13 protein-coding genes are annotated in these 21,584 nt (G+C 71.5%); all 13 read left to right on the top strand.

The genetic code is table 11. The features are described from left to right. Window positions 1-66 precede the first annotated feature (66 nt). Window positions 67-1,209, top strand: coding sequence for a serine/threonine-protein kinase (locus AC3ANN_RS13925; protein ID WP_488337976.1), 1,143 nt, complete (start codon window positions 67-69; stop codon window positions 1,207-1,209). Further along, a complete protein-coding gene (locus tag AC3ANN_RS13920; protein ID WP_488337975.1) occupies window positions 1,209-7,352 on the top strand; it encodes an Ig-like domain-containing protein in 6,144 nt (2,047 codons plus the stop codon). The genes AC3ANN_RS13925 and AC3ANN_RS13920 overlap by 1 nt, the downstream gene beginning before the upstream one ends. Window positions 7,353-7,443: 91 nt before the next feature. Beyond that, window positions 7,444-8,409, top strand: a complete 966-nt coding sequence (locus tag AC3ANN_RS13915) for an AAA family ATPase (protein WP_488337974.1) — start codon at window positions 7,444-7,446, stop codon at window positions 8,407-8,409. Then, the gene (locus tag AC3ANN_RS13910) at window positions 8,406-9,779 is read left to right on the top strand and encodes a DUF58 domain-containing protein (protein WP_488337973.1); all 1,374 of its coding nucleotides are present in this window, start codon (window positions 8,406-8,408) and stop codon (window positions 9,777-9,779) included. The genes AC3ANN_RS13915 and AC3ANN_RS13910 overlap by 4 nt, the downstream gene beginning before the upstream one ends. An 83-nt stretch (window positions 9,780-9,862) precedes the next feature. Continuing rightward, entirely contained in the window at window positions 9,863-12,325 is a 2,463-nt protein-coding gene (locus tag AC3ANN_RS13905) for a transglutaminase-like domain-containing protein (protein ID WP_488337972.1), read from the top strand. Next, entirely contained in the window at window positions 12,322-13,923 is a 1,602-nt protein-coding gene (locus AC3ANN_RS13900) for a DUF5684 domain-containing protein (RefSeq protein WP_488337971.1), read from the top strand. The genes AC3ANN_RS13905 and AC3ANN_RS13900 overlap by 4 nt, the downstream gene beginning before the upstream one ends. Then, window positions 13,920-14,651, top strand: a complete 732-nt coding sequence (locus tag AC3ANN_RS13895) for a hypothetical protein (protein WP_488337970.1) — start codon at window positions 13,920-13,922, stop codon at window positions 14,649-14,651. The genes AC3ANN_RS13900 and AC3ANN_RS13895 overlap by 4 nt, the downstream gene beginning before the upstream one ends. A gap of 345 nt (window positions 14,652-14,996) precedes the next feature. Beyond that, complete coding sequence (gene rpsL / locus AC3ANN_RS13890; RefSeq protein WP_106816548.1) at window positions 14,997-15,365, top strand: 30S ribosomal protein S12; 369 nt, start codon at window positions 14,997-14,999, stop codon at window positions 15,363-15,365. Between the two features lie 5 nt (window positions 15,366-15,370). Beyond that, window positions 15,371-15,841 carry a 30S ribosomal protein S7 gene (gene rpsG, locus AC3ANN_RS13885; protein ID WP_106816549.1) on the top strand — a complete coding sequence of 157 codons (471 nt, stop codon included), beginning with the start codon at window positions 15,371-15,373 and terminating at the stop codon, window positions 15,839-15,841. A gap of 75 nt (window positions 15,842-15,916) precedes the next feature. Further along, entirely contained in the window at window positions 15,917-18,031 is a 2,115-nt protein-coding gene (gene fusA / locus AC3ANN_RS13880) for an elongation factor G (RefSeq protein ID WP_488337969.1), read from the top strand. 153 nt (window positions 18,032-18,184) lie between these two features. Continuing rightward, window positions 18,185-19,378, top strand: a complete 1,194-nt coding sequence (gene tuf, locus AC3ANN_RS13875) for an elongation factor Tu (protein ID WP_127818193.1) — start codon at window positions 18,185-18,187, stop codon at window positions 19,376-19,378. 90 nt (window positions 19,379-19,468) lie between these two features. Continuing rightward, complete coding sequence (locus AC3ANN_RS13870) at window positions 19,469-20,611, top strand: glycosyltransferase (RefSeq protein ID WP_488337968.1); 1,143 nt, start codon at window positions 19,469-19,471, stop codon at window positions 20,609-20,611. Beyond that, complete coding sequence (locus tag AC3ANN_RS13865; protein ID WP_488337967.1) at window positions 20,608-21,579, top strand: glycosyltransferase family 4 protein; 972 nt, start codon at window positions 20,608-20,610, stop codon at window positions 21,577-21,579. The genes AC3ANN_RS13870 and AC3ANN_RS13865 overlap by 4 nt, the downstream gene beginning before the upstream one ends. Window positions 21,580-21,584: the final 5 nt, after the last annotated feature.

The raw sequence follows: 21,584 nt of genomic DNA, 5'->3' as shown, positions 1-21,584 counted from the left end.
TGGCGAGGTTTGCTGCCGCTCCGCGGCATGCGTCGTCCATGGCATTCCAGCCCGCGGGGAGGTGAGGTGGCCACACGGCTTCCGTCGGCGCCTCCGATCCTGCCCGGGCTCGCCTACATCCGTCCCCTCGGCTCCGGCGGCTTCGCCGACGTCTTCCTGTACGAGCAGGACATGCCCCGCCGCAACGTCGCGGTCAAGGTCATGCCCAGCGACGTGCGCGATCCGGAGCTGCGGCGCATGTTCAACGCCGAGGCCGACGTGCTCGCGCACCTGTCCGCGCACCCCTCGATCGTCACGGTCTACCAGGCGAGCATCTCGGCCGACGGCCGGCCGTACATCGTCATGGAGTACTGCCCGGGCTCGCTCGCGCAGCGTTACCGCGTGGAGCGCATCCCGGTCGACGAGGTGCTCGCGACCGGCGTGCGGATGGCGAGCGCGCTCGAGTCCGCGCACCGTGCGGGCCTCATCCACCGTGACGTCAAGCCGAGCAACATCCTCGTGACGACCTTCGGCACTCCGGTCTTGGCCGACTTCGGCATCTCGGCGTCGCTGCAGCGCAAGAGCACCGGCGAGGAGGTGCTCGCGATGTCGATCCCGTGGAGCGCCCCCGAGGTGATCGCGGAGCAGACCACGGGCACGGTCGAAAGCGAGGTGTGGAGCCTCGGCGCGACGGTGTACTCGCTGCTCGCCGGTCACAGCCCGTTCGAGCGACGTGAGCGCGGGCAGAACACCAAGGACCTGCTGCGCCGCCGTATCGCTCGGGCGACATATGTCGAGATCCCGCGTCACGATGTGCCGGTGTCGCTCCAGAGCGTCCTCGCGGCAGCGATGAGCCGCGACCCCGCCCGGCGGTACCCGTCGGCACGCGCGTTCGCCGAGGCGCTGCGCGGGGTGCAGGCCGAGCTCGGCCTGTCGCCGACGCCGCTCGAGGTCCCCGATTCGGACTGGTCTCCGGCATCCGCCCCCGTCGACTTCGGCGACTCCGCCCTGCGAGGTCCCGCGCGTTCGCGCGTGGAGCGCGACGTGACGCGCAAGGCCCGCAACAGCACCGGTGTCGCGGCGCTCGCGCGCGATGAGGACACCGAGCTCTCGTCGCCGGTGCGGCGCGGCGCGCGCGGCGCCCTGCCGTGGCTCGCCGGCATCGGGGCGGGCGTCGTGGTGGGCGCCGGAGTCGTGGTGGCAGCCCTCTTCGCCACGGGGGTGCTGTGATGCGGCGGAGCACGCTCGCCGGGCTCGTGGCGGCCGGCGCGGCGATCGTCGTCGTCATCGGCGTGAGCGTGGTGTGGCCGGGCCTCGATGCGCAGGAGACGCCCGAGGTCGATGCGTCGGTGTGGGCGCTGCAGACCGGCGAGGGCCGGCGCTATGCGCGGGTCAACACGTCGGTCGGCGAGCTCGACACCGTGCGCAGCATCAGCAATCCCGACCAGGTCGTGCAGACGACGGATGCCGCGTACCTGTTCAGCGACAGCTTCAGCAAGGTCACGCGCATCGACGAGGCGATGCCCACCGACCTCGACGAAGAGGCCCTCCAGGCGTCCGAGGCGACTCCGCCGGGGACCACCGACGTCGCCACCGCCGACGACTACGTCGCGTACCTCACCGACTCCGGCGCGGTCTTCGCCGGCCTGCTGTCGGCCGGGACGCCGCCGCAGCTCGACCCGTTCCCCTCCGACGATGAGGACGCCCCGCAGTACGCCGCCGACGCGATCGCGGTAGACGAGCGCGGCGTGCTGTTCGCCTACTCGCGCGCCGACGGGTCCGTGCTCCGCTTCGACATCGCCGAGGGCGAGGTGCTGGGGCGCGACGCGCTCGACGCCGAGGGCCTCGCGGCGCCCGCGATCTCGGCGGCGGGCGACACGTGGGCCGTCGTCGACACCGAGGACGGCGACGTGTGGCTTCGCGGGACGGATGCCGTGACCTCGGCTCCGACGACGGGTCCGGTCGTCGTCGGCACCCCGGACGCCACGGGCGGCGCGGTCTTCCTGGCCGATGAGACGTCGCTGGTGCGGGTGGCAGTGGACGGCTCCGGTGCCGCCGTGGTGTTCGGCGGCCCCGGCACGGTGCCCGGCACGCCTGCGCAGCCGATCACGCACGACGGCGAGACGTTCGCGGCGTGGCTGTCGCAGGGAGACACGGGCGGGAGGCTGTGGCGATCGGAGGGAGACTCCGTCACGCTCGACTACGGCGACGAGACCATGCCCGACGACCGCCGGCCGGTCTTCGTCGCGAACGGATCCGCGGTGATCCTGAACGAGACCCGGTCGGGATGGGCGTGGTCGGTGCCCGACGGAGCCCTCATCGCGTCGAGCCAGGACTGGTCGCTCGATGACGAGACCGACCCCGACGCGGTCCCCAGCGAGGACCAGCTGCAGGTGGTCCTCGACCCCAAGCCGCCGATCGCCGAGCCCGATTCGTTCGGGGTGCGGGCGGGAGCCCTCGCCTCGCTGCCGGTGCTCATGAACGACCACGACCCGAACGAGGACGTCCTCGCGATCGACCCCTCGTCGGTCACGGGCCTCGATCCCGATTTCGGGAGCGTCTCGGTCACCGACGACGGGCAGCGCTTCGCGGTGCGCGTCGATCCCGCCGCGAGCGGTTCGGCCACATTCTCGTACGCGGTGACCGACGGCACCGCCGCCGACGGGCTGCGCTCCGAGCCGACGACCGTCACGCTGAACGTGGCCGCGCCGGCGGCCGAATCCGCGCCCGAGTGGTGCGGCGTCGACCGGTGTCTCGTCGAGTGGCCGCAGCCGGAGGTCGCGCGCGGCGGCACCGTGACCGTTCCGGTGCTGCCCGGGTGGGTCGACCCGGAGGGCGACCCTCTGCTGCTGCTGTCGGTCGAGAACAAGAGCGGCATCGGCAGCGTCGCCTCGACGCCTGCCGGCGAGGTCGTCTACCAGCACAGCGACGCGGGCGAGGGCGGCGAGCAGCTCGTCGAGCTCGCCGTGACCGTCGCCGACACGCAGGGGCAGGCATCCGTCCGATCGCTCGTGGTGAAGGTGTCGCCTCAGCCGCAGCTGGCGGTGCAGTCGTTCGCGGTCGTCGACACCGTCGCGTCGGGCATCACCGTCGACGTCGCCGAGCATGTCACCGGCACCGCAGGGACGCTGTCGCTCGACTCGGTGCGCGTGCTCGACGACGCCGCAGCGACGGCGACGGTCGTCGGCGGATCGACCTCGTTCGACTTCTCGGCGCAGAACCCGGGCACGTACCGCGTCGACTTCACCGTCACCGACGGCGTGAGCGAGGCCACCGGCACCGCCCGCATCACGGTGCTGCCCGCCGACGCGCCCGCGCAGCTCGCGACCGCGCCCGTGGTGGCATTCGTGCACCCGCAGGAGGATGCGACGCTCGAGGTCTTCGACGCGGTCTCGAACCCGACTCGGCGCGTGCTGCTGCTGAGCGACGTCGTCGCGAGGGCGGATGCCGGATCCACGCTGTCCGTCGACGCGGTCGGGCAGAACCACCTCCGGGTGTCGGGCACGACCGCCGACGGCAGCCCGGGGCGGCTCGGGACCGTCTCGTACATCGTCAGCGACGGCACCGAGGACGCGGGAGCCAGCGTCGAGGGTCAGGCGACCGTGTACCTCCTGCCGCCGGCTCCCGAGCTCGCGCCCATCGCGGTCGACGACACCGTGGTCGTGCGCGCGGGCGCGCAGATCGACATCCCCGTGCTCGACAACGACATCTCGCCGGCGGGCGGCCGGCCGACGATCGACCCGTCGACGGTGATGTCGTCGACGGATGCCGCACTCGCGTTCGCCTCGGACGACATCCTCCGCTACCTGGCGCCGGAGGAGCCCGGCGAATACGGCGTGGAGTACTCGGTGTTCACCACGGGAGCCCCGGCGCTCGCCGACACCGCGAGCGTCCGCATCCGCGTCATCGACGACGACGCCAACCGTGCGCCGACGGCCGACACGCTGGAAGGGCGCGTGCTCAGCGGCCAGTCCGCGCTCGTCGAGTTCGACGGCTTCGGCATGGATCCCGACGGCGACGTCGTGACCCTCGACCGCATCGTCGATCAGCCCGAGCGAGGCGCCGCGACCATCTCGGCCGACGGTGCATCGATTCTCTACACGAGCGTGCCCGGCGACAGCGGCCAGGTGTCATTCCGGTACCGCGTCGTCGACGCGTTCGGCGAGACGGCCGAGGGCACCGTGCGCGTGGGCGTCCTCGACAGCGAGGCCAATCCGAGCCCGGTGACCTTCACCGACTACGTGCAGGTGCAGGCGGGCGAGGGCAACACGATCCGGGTCAGCCCGCTCTCGAACGACATCGACCCGACCCTCGGCACGCTGAGCGTCACCGACATCCGCCCCGACGCCCCCGAGACGCTCGTGGACGGAAGCGAGAACCCGGAGTACACGCGGCTCGACGAGCACGTGGTCGACGTCGACGACGCGACCGTGGTGATCGCTGCGGGCGACGAGCCTGCGACGATGTCATTCCTGTACGACGTGGAGTCCACGTCGGGCAACACCGGGCGCGGGCTCATCGTGGTCAGGGTCGTGCGCGAGAGCGTGCCGGACTACCCCGTCGTGTCGGACACGATCCTCACGGTCGAGACGCGCGAGGACTTCCCGAGCGGCGTCGACGTGCTCGACGGCAAGGTGGCCTGGTCGGGCGGCGAGGTGTCGGACCTCGAGCTGTCGCTGTGGGGCGAGCCGGAGGGCGTGGAGGTCGCGGGCGCGCGCCTGCGCGGCGAGCTGCCCGAGAAGACGCGCCTCATCCCGTTCGCGGTGACAGGCGAGGGCGCGTCCGGCGAGGTCACGTCGTACGGCTTCCTGCGCGTCCCCGGCGACGACGACCTCGCGCTCACGCTTCGTGCGGGCGCCGCCTCGCCGGAGGTCCCCGAGCTGGAGTCGACGACCTTCGACATGGCCGACCTCGTGGCCCGGCCGCGCGGCGCACGCGTCGACGTGGGCACCGAGGTGCAGGCATCCGGAGCGCGGCCAGAGGCCGCGTGCCGCGTCGAGTCGGGCACCGTCGTGCGCTACGACGCAGGCGCGGGGGCTCCCTGGGTCGACGCGTGCCAGGTTCCGGTGCGGCTGTCGGGCCAGGACGACTGGACCTACCTGTCGGTGCCGATCATCGTGCAGCCGCGCGACCCGCAGCCCGAGCTGCGCCCGGCCTCGATCACCGTCGGGCCGGGTGAGACGGCCACCTACGACCTCCGCGACATGACGACGTGGCAGCTGCGCGAGGACTGGGCGGGGATCCAGTACCAGGTGGACCATTCCGGCGCGGCGTTCGAGGTGACCCAGCAGGGCTCGGTGCTCACCGTGACCGGTGCCGACCGCGCGGTGCCCGGGTCGGAGGAGGCCGCGCTGGTCGGGGTCACGAGCCACCCGTCGGTCACGCCGGCACGCCTGATCCTGCGGGTCGGCGCCGCCCCGTCGACGCTCCCGCAGGGCGGCTCGGTCGTGCGGCAGTGCTCGCAGGCGTCGGGCTCGTCGTGCACGGTCCCCGTCATCGGCGCGGGCGGCGAGGTCAATCCGCTGCCGCGCACCCCGCTCGAGCTGGTCGACGTGCGCGCGACCGGCGCGTGCATCGGCGTGGCGTTCGAGGTCGCCTCGGCGTCGTCGGTCCTCGCGACGTGGACGCAGGATGCCCCGGGCGCGACGTGCACGGCCACGTTCTCGGTGCGCGACGCGCAGGGCCGCATCACCAACTCGGAGCGCGACGGTCGCATCATGCTCGACCTGCTCGGCTTCCCGAAGGCACCGTCGAGCATCGCGCAGACGGCGTACAAGAACGGCGCCGTGACATTGCGCGTCGATCCGGGCGAGGCGCGGCTCGCGTATCCGGGCCTCTCGGGCTTCGTCGTCCGCTCCGGCGGGCAGGAGGTCGCACGGTGCTCGGCCGCCGGCGTGTGCCCCGACATCCCCGCACCCAACGGCGAGCAGCGCACCTACGAGGCGTGGGCGGTCAACTCCGTCGGAGAGTCGAAGGGCAGCGTGCGCACGGTGGCCTGGGCGTACGACGTGCCGCCGGCACCCCGCAGCGTCGTGGCCGAGCCCGTCCAGACCAACGGCGAGGGCGGCATCGTCTCGCTCGTGATCGACGGCGTCGACACGAGCTCGACCGGCAGCCTCGAGATCAGGAGCGACACCGGCGAGACGGTGCGCGTGCCCGTGATCGGCAACCGTCAGACGGTCGAGGTGCCGCGGTACCGCGTGGGCACGAACCAGGGCACGATCGTGACGGTCACGCCCTACTCGAAGTTCGATCTCCCGCCGGGACTCGGCGGCAGTGCGTCGGGCGGTGCCGCGACCGTCCTGACGAACGGCGTCGGAAGCCCGCAGTCGCCGCTCCTCACACTCACCTCGGTGTCCAACGGCGATGGCACCTCCCGGATCGCCGCGGCGGCATCGGCGAGCCGCAACGGAGACGGATCGACGCTGCGGTTCAGCGTCGTCCGGGACGGCGAGCGCTGCGTCGCCGACCAGGCGGCGAACGGCAGCACCGACACGTCGTTCGAGACCGCCTTCACCGTGAGCGACGGCGACGAGTACACCTACCGCGTGTGCGTGGAGTCGTACTGGGGCGGCCGCTCGTACGGCCGAGCCGAGGCCACCGCGAGCACGCGCGCGCAGCAGTCCGGCAAGGCCCCGCAGGGCTACACGTTCGTCGTCGGGGCTCAGCCGCGCGACACCGGCAGCCGCATGGAATGGGTCATCACCGACACCCCCGAGTCGCCGGAGCGGCTGCCGCGGAACAACGACGCCATGTTCTCGAACTTCCCCGACAACACGATCTTCGACAACGACCCGGGTATCCAGGTCTGGTATCGCCATCGGTTCTGGCAGACCGATTCCGCCCGCGCGACCGTGACGCCTGCCCCGGGCAGCGCCCCGTTCCAGGTGTGGGCGAACTGGAGCATCGGTGCCTGCACGGGCGGCCAGACGCTGTCGCTCGGCGGAAACTCGTCGACGGCCAACGGGACGAAGGCGACGATCACGTGGAGCGATGCGAGCGTGGTCTTCCGGGCGAGGAACGGCCGCCAGCTCGCCTACGAGGGCGGCTGGAAGGTGCCGCAGGGCACCGCGAGCATCGAAGGCCTGAAGTGGACCGCGTCGTGGGGTGCGTTCGGCCTCGACAGCGCGACCAGAACGTTCAACATCTCCAACTGCACCCCCAACGAGCCGTTGCCGTCCGGTGTCGTCGCCGGTTCCCCGGGCTATTTCACCCCGGATTACGCACGGGTCCCCGGAAACCTCAGCGAACTGCGCTCACTCGGCGCCCTCGGCCAGACGACCGCCTGGACCTCGGGGCAGCACGTCGTGCTCGGGGACTCCTCCGAGGCGCACTGGAACGGCGCCATGTGGATGAGCGACCGAGCCCCCTAGCCATCGGGCCGCCGCCGACCCTTGAACCCAGACCGCCGCCCCGCGCCGGGCGCGGGCATCCACTCTCCCTCCCCGACCTCAAGGACACGACATGACCATCACGCAGGAGCAGGCCGACTGGTTCGCGCAGACGTTCGGCCAGATCGCCGACAACGTCGAGCGCGCGGTGCTCGGCAAGCGTCACGTCGTCGAGCTCGTGCTGACAGCCATGCTGAGCGACGGTCACGTGCTCCTCGAGGATGTCCCGGGCACGGGCAAGACCTCGCTCGCGCGCGCCATGGCGCAGTCGGTCCACGGCACGAACACCCGCATCCAGTTCACACCCGACCTGCTCCCGAGCGACATCACCGGCCTCAGCGTCTACGACCAGAAGGAGGGCGTGTTCGAGTTCCACGCCGGCCCGATCTTCGCGAACATCGTGCTCGCCGACGAGATCAACCGCGCGAGCCCGAAGACGCAGTCGGCCCTGCTCGAGGTCATGGAGGAGGGCCGTGTCACGATCGACGGGGTCTCGCGTCCCGTGGGTGTGCCGTTCCTTGTGCTGGCGACGCAGAACCCGGTCGAGCAGGCCGGCACGTACCGGCTGCCCGAAGCGCAGCTCGACCGCTTCATGATGCGCACGTCGCTCGGCTACCCCGATCACGCCGCGACCGTGCGGATCCTCGACGGCGCCGCCGTCGCGACCGCCGAGCTGGCTCCGATCATCACCCCGCAGGCCCTCGTCGGCATGGCCGACCTCGCCGGGCAGGTCTACGTCGACGCGCTCGTCCTCGACTACATCGCGCGGCTCGTGGATGCCACGCGCACGGCCGACGAGGTGCGCCTGGGCGTCAGCATCCGAGGTGCCCTCGCCCTCGCGCGAGCCACCCGTTCGCGCGCCGCGTCACAGGGCCGCACCTACGCGACGCCCGACGACGTCAAGGCGCTCGCGGTGCCCGTGCTGTCGCACCGCCTCATCCTGCACCCCGAGGCGGAGTTCGACGGCGTCACCCAGGAGACCGTGGTGGGGCAGGTGCTGCTCGACGTGGCGCCGCCCGCCCGCCGAGAAGCCGTATGAGCCTCACCGAGTCCCGTCTGACCCGCACCGTCCACTCCACCGGGACGGAGGGCCGCACGCACGCCACCGCGACGAGCGTTCCTTCGTCGCGTCGCACCCGCGCGCTCGTGCGCGCCGCCGTGTGGTGGGCGAATGCGCTGCGGAAGGCGGGCTCGGGGATCGCCGCCGCGGCCGACTGGGCGGCGAGCACGATCCGCCCGGCCGGCGCTCTCGTGGCGCTCGCGGCGACCGCGGGCATGGTGCTCGGACTCGTCTTCGGCTGGGTGGAGCTGATGGTCGCGGGCGCGGCATCCGTCCTCCTCGTCGTCGCCGCCGTGCCGTTCCTGTTCGGGGCGCGCTCATACGAGGTGGACCTGGCGCTCACGCACGAACGGGTCGTGGCGGGCGACGGGGTCGAGGGCGAGATCGTGGTCCGCAACGACGGACACCGCATCGCGCTGCCGGGACGCATCGACATCCCGGTCGGCGCGGGGCTCGTGGAGTTCGGCGTGCCGCTGCTTCGCCCGGGGCACACCGTGTCGCAGCCGCTCGAGATCCCGGGCCTTCGCCGCGGGATCGTGACCGTGGGCCCGGCGACGACCGTCCGCAGCGACCCGATCGGCCTGCTGCGGCGCGAGCACGCGTTCGACGACGTGCACGACGTCTACGTCCACCCGCGCACCGTCGGTCTGCCGTCGACGAGCGCAGGGCTCATCCGCGACCTCGAGGGCAGCCCCACCCGGCGGCTCGTCGACGCCGACATGTCGTTCCACGCGATCAGGGAGTACGCCCCGGGCGACTCGCGCCGGCAGATCCACTGGCGCTCGACCGCGAAGACCGGGCGCCTCATGGTGCGCCAATACGAGGAGTCGCGCCGCTCGCGCATGGCGGTCGTGCTCGCGGTCGCGCAGGCCGAGTACGCCGACGCCGACGAGTTCGAGCTCGCCGTGTCGTGCGCCGCCTCACTCGGGCTGCGGGCCGTCCACGACGCGCGCGACGTGCAGATCGTGAGCGGCACCGAGATCCCGCGCGTCGTGCGGGGTCGCCTCCGGGCGATCCGCCACATCCCCTCGACCGCGGCGCGCCCGATGCTCGACGGCTTCAGCGGCGTGGAGCTCCTCGACAGCACGATGCCCGTCGGCGACGTGTGCCGGCTCACCGCCGAGTCCGGCGACCGGCTGTCGATCGCGTTCGTGGTCGTCGGCTCGCGCGTGCCCCTCACCCGGCTGCAGCAGGCGGCGCTCGCGTTCCCCGGCGACACGGCCGTCGTCGGCGTGATGTGCGACGAGCGCGCGCACCCGCGCATGCAGGCGGTGTCGGGCATGACCGTGCTCACCGTCGGCACGCTGGACGACCTGTCTGGGCTCCTCCTGCGAGGGGCCACCTCGTGAGCGCGGCGAACGTGAATGATCAGATCGCGGATGGCCCGGCCCGGCCGACTCGCGGCACCCGTGGTGCCGGGCGCGTGCGTTTCGTGCCCCGCATCGCGGCGGGCACGGCGTACGCGGCCGTCATCGTCGCGATCGCGGCCGTCGCGGCGTGGCCCATCTATCGCGCCGGCAGCTTCCTGCTCCTCGTCACGGTCGCGACGGCGGTCGCGGCATCCGTCGCCGCGGTCGCGTGGCTGCGCCGGTGGAACGGCTGGCTGGTCGCCGGCGTGCTCGCCGCAGCGCTCCTCGTGATCGGCGTCCCGCTCGCGGTGCCGTCGCGGCTCGGCGCGCCCGATCAGCTGGTACGCGGACTGGGCGAGCTCGCGAGCGGCCTCGTGCTCGGATGGAAGGACCTCGTCACCGTCGACCTCCCGGTGGGCTCCTACCGCAACCTCCTCGTGCCCGCACTCGTGGTGTTCCTGGTCGGCACATGCGCGGTGCTGCTGCTCGCCTGGCGGCAGGACCGCGCCGCGTACGCTGCGGTGCCGGTCGCGTTGGCGATGGTGTCGTTCGGGCTGTTCTTCGGCCGCACGACCGTGAGTGCTCCGCTCAGCCTCGGTCCCGTCGTCCTGTACGCCCCCGTCGAGACCGCGATCGGCGTCACCGCGCTCGCGACGAGTCTGCTGTGGCTGGCGTGGCGCACGCACGACGAGCGCGTCCACGCGCTGCAGCGTGCCGCGGCATCCAGCGGCGTACGCGTCTCTCGGCGCCCCTCGCGCGCCGATCGTCGTCGCACTGCGCTCGGGGCGGGCATGCTGGCCGCGGCGCTCGCGCTCGCAGTGGCGGTCGTCCCCTTCGCCGCGCGCGGCGCCGAGCGCGAGGTGCTGCGGTCGGCGGTCGGGCCCGACATCGATCTGTCGGCCGAGGTGAGCCCGCTCTCGCAATACCGCGCCCTGTACGCCGACGAGCGCGCCGACGAGGTGCTGTTCACGGTCGAGTCGGCGGCGGGATCGCTGCCCGAGCGCCTCCGCGTCGCGACGCTGGACGCGTACGACGGCGAGGTCTTCCGCTCCGGCGGCGAGGGCGCCGCCGACGCCGGGCGCTTCGTGCGCGTGCCGTCCTCGCTCGACGCGGGCGCAGGCACCCCGGTCGTCGCACGCGTCGCGATCGAGGGCTGGGACGGGATCTGGATGCCGACCGCCGGCCGCCTCGAGACCGTCGAGTTCGCCGGAGACCGTGCCCCGTCCCTGGCGGACAGGTTCTACTACAACGCGACGGCCTGGGCGGGCGTGCAGACCGCGGGAGGCGGCCTGCGGGAGGGTGACCGCTACCTCGTGCGCGGCGTGGAGCCTGAGGCCACGGATCTGACGCGGCTCGAAGCGCCCGGAGGCGCTCCGGAGGGCGTCGAGGCCCCCGACAGCCTGCGCGCCTGGATGGACGAGCATGTCGCCGGCACCGGCGGCGCGGCGCTCGACGGGCTCGTGACGCTCCTGCGCGAGCGCGGGTACCTCAGCCACGGGCTCACCGAGGGCGAGCAGGTCCCGGCGTGGGCGCAGGCCCTCCCCGACTACTCGCCCCAGCCGAGCGCCTCGGGCCACTCGCTGGCGCGCGTCGACACGATGTTCTCGCGACTGCTCGAGCGCGAGGCGGATCCGCGCGCCGAGGCATCCGGCAACTACGTCGCGGCCGTCGGCGACGACGAGCAGTTCGCGGTCGCGACGGCGCTCATGGCGCGGGAGCTCGGCTTCCCGTCGCGCGTGGTGCTCGGCGCACGCCTGTCGGCGGCCGAGCCCGGTCTCGCCGCGTGCGACGAGGGCGTGTGCCGCGCGCAGGACCTCACGGTGTGGACCGAGGTGCAGTCCGCGGACGGGCACTGGGTGCCGGTCGACGTCACGCCCCAGTACGAGCAGTCGCCGAGCCTCGACGTCACCGAGCAGCGCGACCCCGAGAACGTCACCGAGGTGCGTCCCGATTCGGTCGAGGAGGTCGTCCCGCCGGACCCGGCGCAGGAGGACTCCGCGTCGGACCGTCCCGCGGAGGAGGACGCGGGCATCGACCTCGCGTGGCTGTGGCCCGTGCTCCGCACCGCGGGCGTCGTCCTGCTCGTGCTCACCCTCGCGTTCGGTCCGTTCCTCATCGTGATCGCGGTGAAGAGCGCCCGCCGTCGCGGCCGCCGCAAGGCGGACACTCCCGCCGCGCGGATCTCGGGCGGCTGGGACGAGTACGTCGACGCGGCCGTCGACGCAGGCCGCGACGCGCCCCGGACGCTCACGCGCAGCGAGCTCGCGGCGTCCTTCGCCACGCCCTCCGGCGCCGACCTCGCGCGGGACGCGGATCGCGCCGTGTTCTCGCACGCGGCCGTCGCCGACGACGACGCGCGCGCGTACTGGAGCGCCGTCGACGCCGAGCGCCGCGGCCTGCGGCGTGAGCGCGGCGTATGGCGCGGACTCGTCTCGACCGTATCGTTGAGATCGTTGCTCCGACCGCTGGCTCCCGCACCGGGTGCCCGCATGCGAACCGCCGAAAGGGGGAGACGACGGGCCGAGCCCGCGCGTCCGATGCCATGACTCCCACCGCTGCCTCCGCCGCCGATCTGTCGGGCGTGCTCTTCGGGGTTCTGTTCGCCCTGCTCGTGACCGCCGCCCTCTACATCTGGATCGCGCTCGCGCTCTCGGCCGTCTTCCGCAAGTCGGGGGAGGAGGGCTGGAAGGCGTGGGTGCCCATCCTCAACAGCATCGTGCTGCTGCAGCTGGCCGGACTCTCGCCGCGGCTCGTCCTCCTCTCGTTCGTCCCCATCCTCAACATCGCGGCCGTCGTGGTGTTCGCGATCGCCCTGTACCGCATCAACGTCGCGTTCGGCTACGGCGCCGGGATGACGGTGCTCGGCGTCCTGCTCTTCCCCGTGTGGGCGTCGGTCGTCGGGTGGGGGAGCGCCCGGTGGGTCGGCCGTGAGGTCGGCGCTCAGGGGGCGCACGCGGCACGCGGCACTCGCGCCTCCGTGCCGGCGACCGGCGCGCGCCGCACGGCCGACGGGGTCGCCACCCTGCCGCCGCTGCCGCCGTTCCCGTCGGCCGCATCGCATGCCGGTGCGCCGCCCGCCCCGTCCTACCCGGGCGATGGCGCGACCCCTGCGCCGTTCTCGGGCTTCGCGCCGCCGCCCGCGTTCCCGCCGCCCCCGGCGTCCACGTCGGGGCTCGCCGATGCGCATGCCGCCGCGGACCCTCACGCCGAGGCGGCGCCGGCCCGCCCGGTGCCTCCCACCGAACCGACGCCCGTCCCCGCGACGGAGGTGGCGCCGCCGGCCGGGGGCTGGGCGCCTCCCGCCGGCGGCTGGACGCCGCCGCCGCTCCCTGGGCGGCCCGTCGCGGCAGCCGGACTCTCCGAGCCCGAGTCCGCGGATGATCCCGCCGATGCGTGGCAGGGCTTCGCCCTCGACTCGACCGACCTGAGCGCCGAGGTGACCGGAGCCGTCCCCGGTGCTCCGGCGCCGATCTCGGCGGTTCCCGCGTCGGCTGCCGAGCCGATCCCCTTCACGCCCGACGCGTTCGCCGGTCCCGAGCCGGCCACGACGGGCGACGGCATCACGAGGCCGCCCGTGACCCGCGTCCCCGCTCCGCGTGCCACCGACGACCGTGAGCCGTGGGTGCCCGCGCGCTCGCCGATGAACGACGCCGACGCCTTCCCCGAGAGCTCCGGGCCCGTGTCGGCTGTCGCCGGGGCGCCGGATGCCGGGTCCCCCCGCGCCGCGCGATCGTCGGTGTCGGCGTTCCACGCGAAGCCGGAGATCCCCGACGAGGACGAAGCCCTCGACCACACCATCATCGCTCGTCGCAAGCGCACCGACTGGTCGCTGGTACCCCCGACGGGCGACCCGATCCCGCTCGTGTCGGACGTCGTCATCCTCGGCCGCCGTCCCGCCACAGACCCCGACTTCCCGTCGGCCCAGCTCGTGGCGATCCAGGACGGCACGGTCTCGAAGACGCACGCGCGCCTCCAGCTGCGCGGTGACCGGTGGTACGTCACCGATCTCGACTCGACGAACGGCGTGCTGTTCGCCACGCTCATGGGCACCGAGGTCGAGGCGACTCCCGGCGAGGAGGTCGAGGCCGGTGACCGCTTCCTGATGGGGGATGCCGAGATCCGCCTCGTGCGGAGCGAAGAGTGACCGAGGCCGGCGACGGGGCGACGCCGGAGGCGACGCCTCCGGTGCGTCGCGCCACGCACCGCACCGTGGCCGACGACGAGCCGATCGACGACGCCACCGCCATCTCCACCCGGCGGGCGGAGCCGGAGCTGGACGCGACCCGGCTGTCGACGCGGCGCGGCGAGCCGGTGGACGACGAGACCCACGTGTCGACGCGCCGGCCCTGGCCCGAAGTCGTCGCGCCGACGGACGGGGGGAACGCGGGGCTCGTCGACGACGCGACGGTCCTGTCGGTCCGGCGCGGCGGGCCGAGCGGCCCGAGCACCGTCGGACCGCGCCGGTCGCCGTCGCCGGAGCACGGCGGCGGCATCCAGGGTTCCATCACGTCGCCCGCCGAGCCCGAGACCCTCGCAGACGACACGATCCTCCGTCCGCTGCGCCCTGCGGCAGCTCACCCCGCCAGCGCCGGCGAGCCGGCCTTCGACGCAGCCCAGCCGCACCGCGCTGCCTACGTCCCCACCGCCGAGGACCTCGCCGATCGCCGCTCGCCGCGCCCTCCCGAGGTCTCCGTCGCGACGCGGGCGCACACGCCGTCGCCGCGGTCGCTCGGCGCCCCGGGCGAGGCATCGGCCTCGGCGGCACGGGCACCGCGGCGCCTCGGTGCCCTCGGCCGGCTGCTGATCATCGCCGGTGCCCTGCTCGTCGTCGCCACCCTCACGGTGGTCGCGCTCACGCTGCTTCCGACCTGATCGGATCGACGCCCGCCCCGCACGCAGCGGGGCGCTTCGGCCCTCGGATCGCCCGCGTTTGACCGGGCTCCGGCATCCCGCGTATCATTGATCGGGTGTGCGCTCACGCGCGCCGTCCGCCGTGCCCGGTGCAATGCCGAGAACGGGGTTCGGTCGCGGGGCCGCCCACTCTCAGGGAACGGCCTGCGAACAGGCCACCCCCACGGCATATCCACCACGAGACGCTCGGCACCATCATGCCCCGCGGGTGGATCCACGTGAGCCCGCCACGTCACGAATCGCAAGATCCGGATGTCGCGGGTGAGACCACGACGCTGTCACCGTGCAGCACAACAAGGAGAGAACGTGCCAACCATTCAGCAGTTGGTTCGCAAGGGCCGCTCGCCCAAGGTCGCGAAGACCAAGGCGCCGGCGCTCAAGGCGAACCCGCAGCAGGCGGGTGTCTGCACCCGCGTGTACACGACCACGCCCAAGAAGCCGAACTCGGCGATGCGCAAGGTCGCCCGTGTCAAGCTCCGCAACGGCACCGAGGTCACCGCCTACATCCCCGGCGAGGGCCACAACCTGCAGGAGCACTCGCTCGTGCTCGTGCGCGGCGGTCGTGTGAAGGACCTCCCGGGTGTCCGCTACAAGATCATCCGCGGTGCACTCGACACCCAGGCTGTCAAGAACCGTAAGCAGGCCCGCAGCCGCTACGGCGCGAAGAAGGGCTGAGAAAGATGCCTCGTAAGGGACCCGCCCCCAAGCGCCCCGTCGTCAACGACCCGGTCTACGGCGCACCCGTCGTCACGCAGCTCGTGAACAAGATCCTCGTCGACGGCAAGAAGTCGCTCGCCGAGTCGATCGTCTACGGCGCCCTCCGCGGCGTCGAGGCCAAGAACGGCCAGGACGCCGTCGCCACCCTCAAGAAGGCGCTCGACAACGTGCGCCCCACCCTCGAGGTCAAGTCGCGCCGCGTCGGCGGCTCGACCTACCAGGTGCCGGTCGAGGTCAAGCCTCACCGTGCCAACACGCTCGCTCTCCGCTGGCTCGTGAGCTACGCGAAGGGCCGTCGTGAGAAGACCATGACCGAGCGCCTCCAGAACGAGATCCTGGACGCCTCGAACGGCCTGGGTGCCGCGGTCAAGCGCCGCGAGGACACCCACAAGATGGCCGAGTCGAACCGCGCCTTCGCGCACTACCGCTGGTAACAGCATCCCCGCCGCTCCCGTGACCCACGGGAGCGGCGGGCCCGCGACATCCGTCACCACACGTAAGGAAACCCCGTGGCACAAGAAGTGCTCACCGACCTCAACAAGGTCCGCAACATCGGCATCATGGCGCACATCGATGCCGGCAAGACGACGACGACCGAGCGCATCCTCTTCTACACGGGCGTCAACCACAAGATCGGCGAGACGCACGACGGCGCTGCCACCACCGACTGGATGGAGCAGGAGCAGGAGCGCGGCATCACGATCACGTCGGCCGCTGTGACGTGCTTCTGGGACAAGAACCAGATCAACATCATCGACACGCCCGGTCACGTCGACTTCACCGTCGAGGTGGAGCGCTCGCTCCGCGTCCTCGACGGCGCCGTCGCGGTGTTCGACGGCAAGGAGGGCGTCGAGCCCCAGTCCGAGACCGTGTGGCGTCAGGCCGACAAGTACGACGTGCCCCGCATCTGCTTCGTCAACAAGATGGACAAGCTGGGCGCCGACTTCTACTTCACCGTCGACACCATCATCAACCGCCTGAAGGCCAAGCCGCTCGTGCTGCAGCTGCCGATCGGCTCCGAGAGCGACTTCGTCGGCGTCGTCGACCTCGTCGAGATGCGCGCGCTGGTGTGGCCCGGCGACGCCAAGGGCGACGTGACGATGGGCGCCAAGTACGAGATCCAGGAGATCCCGGCCGACCTCGCCGACAAGGCGGCGGAGTACCGCGAGAAGCTCATGGAGACGGTCGCCGAGTCCGACGAGGCCCTGCTCGAGAAGTACTTCGGCGGCGAGGAGCTCACCGTCGCCGAGATCAAGGGCGCCATCCGCAAGCTCACCGTTGCGGGCGAGCTGTACCCGGTGCTCTGCGGCTCGGCGTTCAAGAACCGCGGCGTCCAGCCGATGCTCGACGCCGTCGTGGACTACCTTCCGTCGCCCCTCGACGTGCCCGCCATCGAGGCGCACGACCCGAAGGACGAAGAGAAGATCATCGAGCGTCACGCCGACCGTGACGAGCCGTTCGCGGCGCTCGCGTTCAAGATCGTGACGCACCCGTTCTTCGGCCGCCTCACGTACATCCGCGTGTACTCGGGTCACCTCGACTCCGGTGCCCAGGTCGTCAACGCGACCAAGGGCAAGAAGGAGCGCATCGGGAAGATCTTCCAGATGCACGCCAACAAGGAGAACCCGGTCGACTCGGTCACCGCGGGTCACATCTACGCGGTCATCGGACTCAAGGACACCACGACCGGCGACACGCTGTCGGACTCGAACAATCAGGTGGTCCTCGAGTCGATGACGTTCCCCGAGCCCGTCATCGAGGTCGCCATCGAGCCCAAGACGAAGGCCGACCAGGAGAAGCTGGGTCTGGCGATCCAGAAGCTCGCCGAAGAGGACCCGACGTTCCGCGTCGAGCAGAACTCCGAGACCGGTCAGACCGTCATCAAGGGCATGGGCGAGCTGCACCTCGACATCCTCGTGGACCGCATGAAGCGCGAGTTCAAGGTCGAGGCGAACGTCGGCAAGCCGCAGGTCGCGTACCGCGAGACGATCCGCAAGACCGTCGAGCGTCACGACTACACGCACAAGAAGCAGACCGGTGGCTCGGGTCAGTTCGCGAAGATCCAGTTCGCGCTCGAGCCGCTCGAGGTCACGGCCGACAAGACGTACGAGTTCGAGAACAAGGTCACCGGTGGCCGCATCCCGCGCGAGTACATCGAGCCGACCAACGCCGGCTTCCAGGACGCGATGGCGGTCGGCGTGCTCGCCGGCTACCCCATGGTGGGCGTGAAGGCGACCCTCATCGACGGCGCGTCGCACGACGTCGACTCGTCCGAGATGGCGTTCAAGATCGCCGGTTCGATGGGCTTCAAGGAGGCCGTCCGCAAGGCGAACCCCGTCCTCCTCGAGCCGCTCATGGCCGTCGAGGTGCGTACTCCCGAGGAGTACATGGGCGATGTCATCGGCGACCTGAACTCGCGTCGTGGCCAGATCCAGTCGATGGAGGACGCCCAGGGCGTCAAGGTCGTCCGCGCTCTGGTGCCGCTCTCCGAGATGTTCGGCTACATCGGCGACCTCCGCTCGAAGACCTCGGGCCGCGCCGTGTACTCGATGGAGTTCGACAGCTACGCCGAGGTTCCTCGTGCCGTGGCCGACGAGATCATCCAGAAGAACAAGGGCGAATGAGCCCTCCCGGATGCCGCGGATCGCGGCATCCGGGATTCCACAACTTCACACAGCTTCAACAGAACCCCTCTACTAAGGTAGAGAAATCCCCGTAGACGACCGGTCGCAAACCAGTGCCCGGAGCTTCTACACGAACGTCCTGAGGAGGACCCAGTGGCTAAGGCCAAGTTCGAGCGCACCAAGCCGCACGTGAACATCGGAACGATCGGTCACGTCGACCACGGCAAGACCACGCTCACCGCAGCGATCTCGAAGGTGCTCGCCGACAAGTACCCGTCGGCCACCAACGTGCAGCGCGACTTCGCGTCGATCGACTCCGCTCCCGAGGAGCGTCAGCGCGGCATCACGATCAACATCTCGCACGTCGAGTACGAGACGCCGAAGCGTCACTACGCTCACGTCGACGCCCCGGGTCACGCCGACTACATCAAGAACATGATCACCGGTGCCGCCCAGATGGACGGCGCGATTCTCGTCGTCGCGGCCACCGACGGCCCGATGGCGCAGACGCGTGAGCACGTTCTGCTCGCCAAGCAGGTCGGCGTTCCCTACCTGCTCGTCGCGCTGAACAAGTCCGACATGGTCGACGACGAGGAGATCCTGGAGCTCGTCGAGCTCGAGGTCCGCGAGCTGCTGTCGTCGCAGGACTTCGACGGTGACAACGCTCCGGTCGTGCGCGTCTCGGGCCTGAAGGCTCTCGAGGGCGACGCCGAGTGGGTCGAGAAGATCGTCGAGCTCATGGACGCCGTCGACGAGTCGATCCCCGACCCGGTGCGTGACAAGGACAAGCCGTTCCTCATGCCCATCGAGGACGTCTTCACCATCACCGGCCGTGGCACGGTCGTCACCGGTCGCGCCGAGCGCGGTACCCTCGCGATCAACTCCGAGGTCGAGATCGTGGGTCTGCGCCCGACGCAGAAGACGATCGTCACCGGTATCGAGATGTTCCACAAGCAGCTCGACGAGGCATGGGCCGGCGAGAACTGTGGTCTGCTCCTGCGCGGCACCAAGCGTGACGACGTCGAGCGCGGCCAGGTCGTCGTGAAGCCCGGTTCGGTCACCCCGCACACTAACTTCGAGGGCACGGCGTACATCCTGTCCAAGGAGGAGGGCGGCCGTCACAACCCGTTCTTCACGAACTACCGTCCGCAGTTCTACTTCCGCACCACCGACGTCACCGGCGTCATCACGCTGCCCGAGGGCACCGAGATGGTCATGCCCGGCGACACCACCGACATGACGGTCGAGCTCATCCAGCCGATCGCCATGGAGGAGGGCCTCGGCTTCGCTATCCGTGAGGGTGGCCGCACCGTCGGCGCCGGCACGGTCACGAAGATCCTGAAGTAACTTCTTCGGACTGCTGTCACGGGGGCCGGATCCGCAAGGGTCCGGCCCTTCGTGCATGCAGGCCCACCGAGCGACGCCGAGGGAGTGAGCGTGACAGGAATCCTGGTCCACGAGTGGCTCGCGCGCCACGGCGGCTCGGAGAACGTGTTCGAAGTGCTTTCGAACACCTTCCCCGACGCCGAGCGATTCTGCCTCTGGAATGAAAGCCACGGCCGGTTCCAGGGCGTGCACGAGACGGTGCTCGCGCGGACTCCGCTGCGCAGGAGCAAGGCAGCGGCCCTCCCGTTCATGCCTGTGGTGTGGCGCCATCTGCCGAAGCGAGATGCCGAGTGGGTGCTCTGCAGCAGCCACCTGTTCGCCCATCACGCCCGCTTCGCCGGTCCGGCGCGCGAGGCTCCGAAGCTCGTGTACGCCCACACGCCCGCGAGATACATCTGGGCTCCTGACCTCGACGGCCGAGGGAGGGGACCGGTGGCGCGGGCGGTCTCGACGAAGCTGAAGCCTCTCGACCGCCGACGTGCGGCGGAGCCCGTCGCGATCGCCGCCAACAGCGCGTTCATCGCCCAGCGCATCGCCGACTCGTGGGAGCGAGAGGCGACCGTCATCCATCCGCCCGTAGACGTCGCGGCCTTCGCCGTCGCGCAGCCGGAGCTCACGCCCGCAGAGCTCGCGACGCTCGCCGCGCTGCCCGCGGACTTCCTGCTCGGCGTCTCGCGGTTCGTGCCGTACAAGCGCCTCGACCACGTCATCGAGGCGGGAGCCGCCGCCGGGCTGCCTGTGGTGCTGGCGGGCGGCGGCCCCGACGAGGAACGGCTTCGTACGCTCGCCGCCGATCGAGGCGGCCGGGTGGCATTCGTTCGCGACCCGTCGCGGGAACTCGTCGCGGAACTCTGCCGACGCTCGTCGGCGCTGGTGTTCCCCGCGATCGAGGACTTTGGCATCCTGCCGGTCGAAGCGATGGCGACCGGAACCCCCGTCGTCGCCAGCGCCAGAGGAGGCACCGCCGAGACCGTCGTCGACGGCGTGACCGGCGCCCTCGTACACGAGTGGACGCGCGGCGAGCTCCGGCGAGCCGTCGAACGCGCTGTCGGAGCCGAGCCCGAGGCCTGCGTCACGCGCGCGTGGGACTTCGACACGTCGGTCTTCGTCGATCGCATCACGAGTTGGGTCGCGACGCAGACCGGGACGGACGTCGCGCCCGCCCCTGTCGCGCCCCGCGGGCGGCGGCCGTGACCGCACTCCACGTCGACGACCGCTACCGCGGCGCGCACGGCATCGGCCGCTACGCGCGGGAGGTCCTGCCTCGCCTGCGGCCCGAATGGCGGTCGCTCGGCCTCAGTGGCAGCCCCCACTCGCCGTTCGACGCGTTCCGGCCGCTGCCGAGGCTCGGGCACGATTCCCTCGTGTACTCGCCCGGCTACGGCGCGCTCGTGCGTGCACCGCGCCACGTGCTGACGATCCACGATCTCATCCACCTGCGGACCCCCTGGCCCGGGCGGGCCAAGTTCGAGGCGTACTACGCCGGGCCGGTCCGCCACGCCGTGCGCAAGTCGGGGCTCGTGCTCACCGTGTCGGAGACGTCGGCGCGAGACATCCGCGAATGGGTGAGGGACGACGCGGTGCGTGTCGTCAATGCCGGCAACGGGTGCTCCGCCGCATTCCGACCGATCGGACCGGTGGAGGCAGTGGCGGAGCCCTACGTCCTGTTCGTCGGGAATACCAGAAGGCACAAGAACCTTGAGGTCGTGCTGCGGGCACTGGCGATCGCACCGGGAGTGCGACTTGTCACGGTCGTTCCGGCCGCTGAGACGGCCGCGGTAACGTCGCGCGCGTCTCTGCTCGGGGTAGGCGACCGGGTCACATCGCTGCACGGCGTGGACGACGCACGCCTCGCGGAGCTCTATCGCGGCGCGGTCGCGACCGTGATGCCATCGACGCTCGAAGGTTTCGGACTCCCCGCCCTCGAGTCGATCGCGTGCGGCACGCCCGTGATCTTGTGGCGCGGCTGCGCGGCCGTGGCCGAGATCGTCGGCGACCGTGGTCGCACGCTCGAGACGTCACGAGATGCCGAGGAGTGGGCAGCCGCGCTGGTCGCCGCCGCAGGGGAGCGGCGCCGCGTCGATCCGCCGCCACCGGGCGCATACGACTGGGACCGTACGGCCGGCGTCGTCTCGGATGTGCTGGAACAACTGCTCGGCTGACGTCT

The organism is Microbacterium sp. STRO-2N (genome assembly GCF_057747775.1).
The sequence above is the reverse complement of the archived record's forward strand: the minus strand, read 5'-3'. Positions and strand labels throughout refer to the sequence as shown.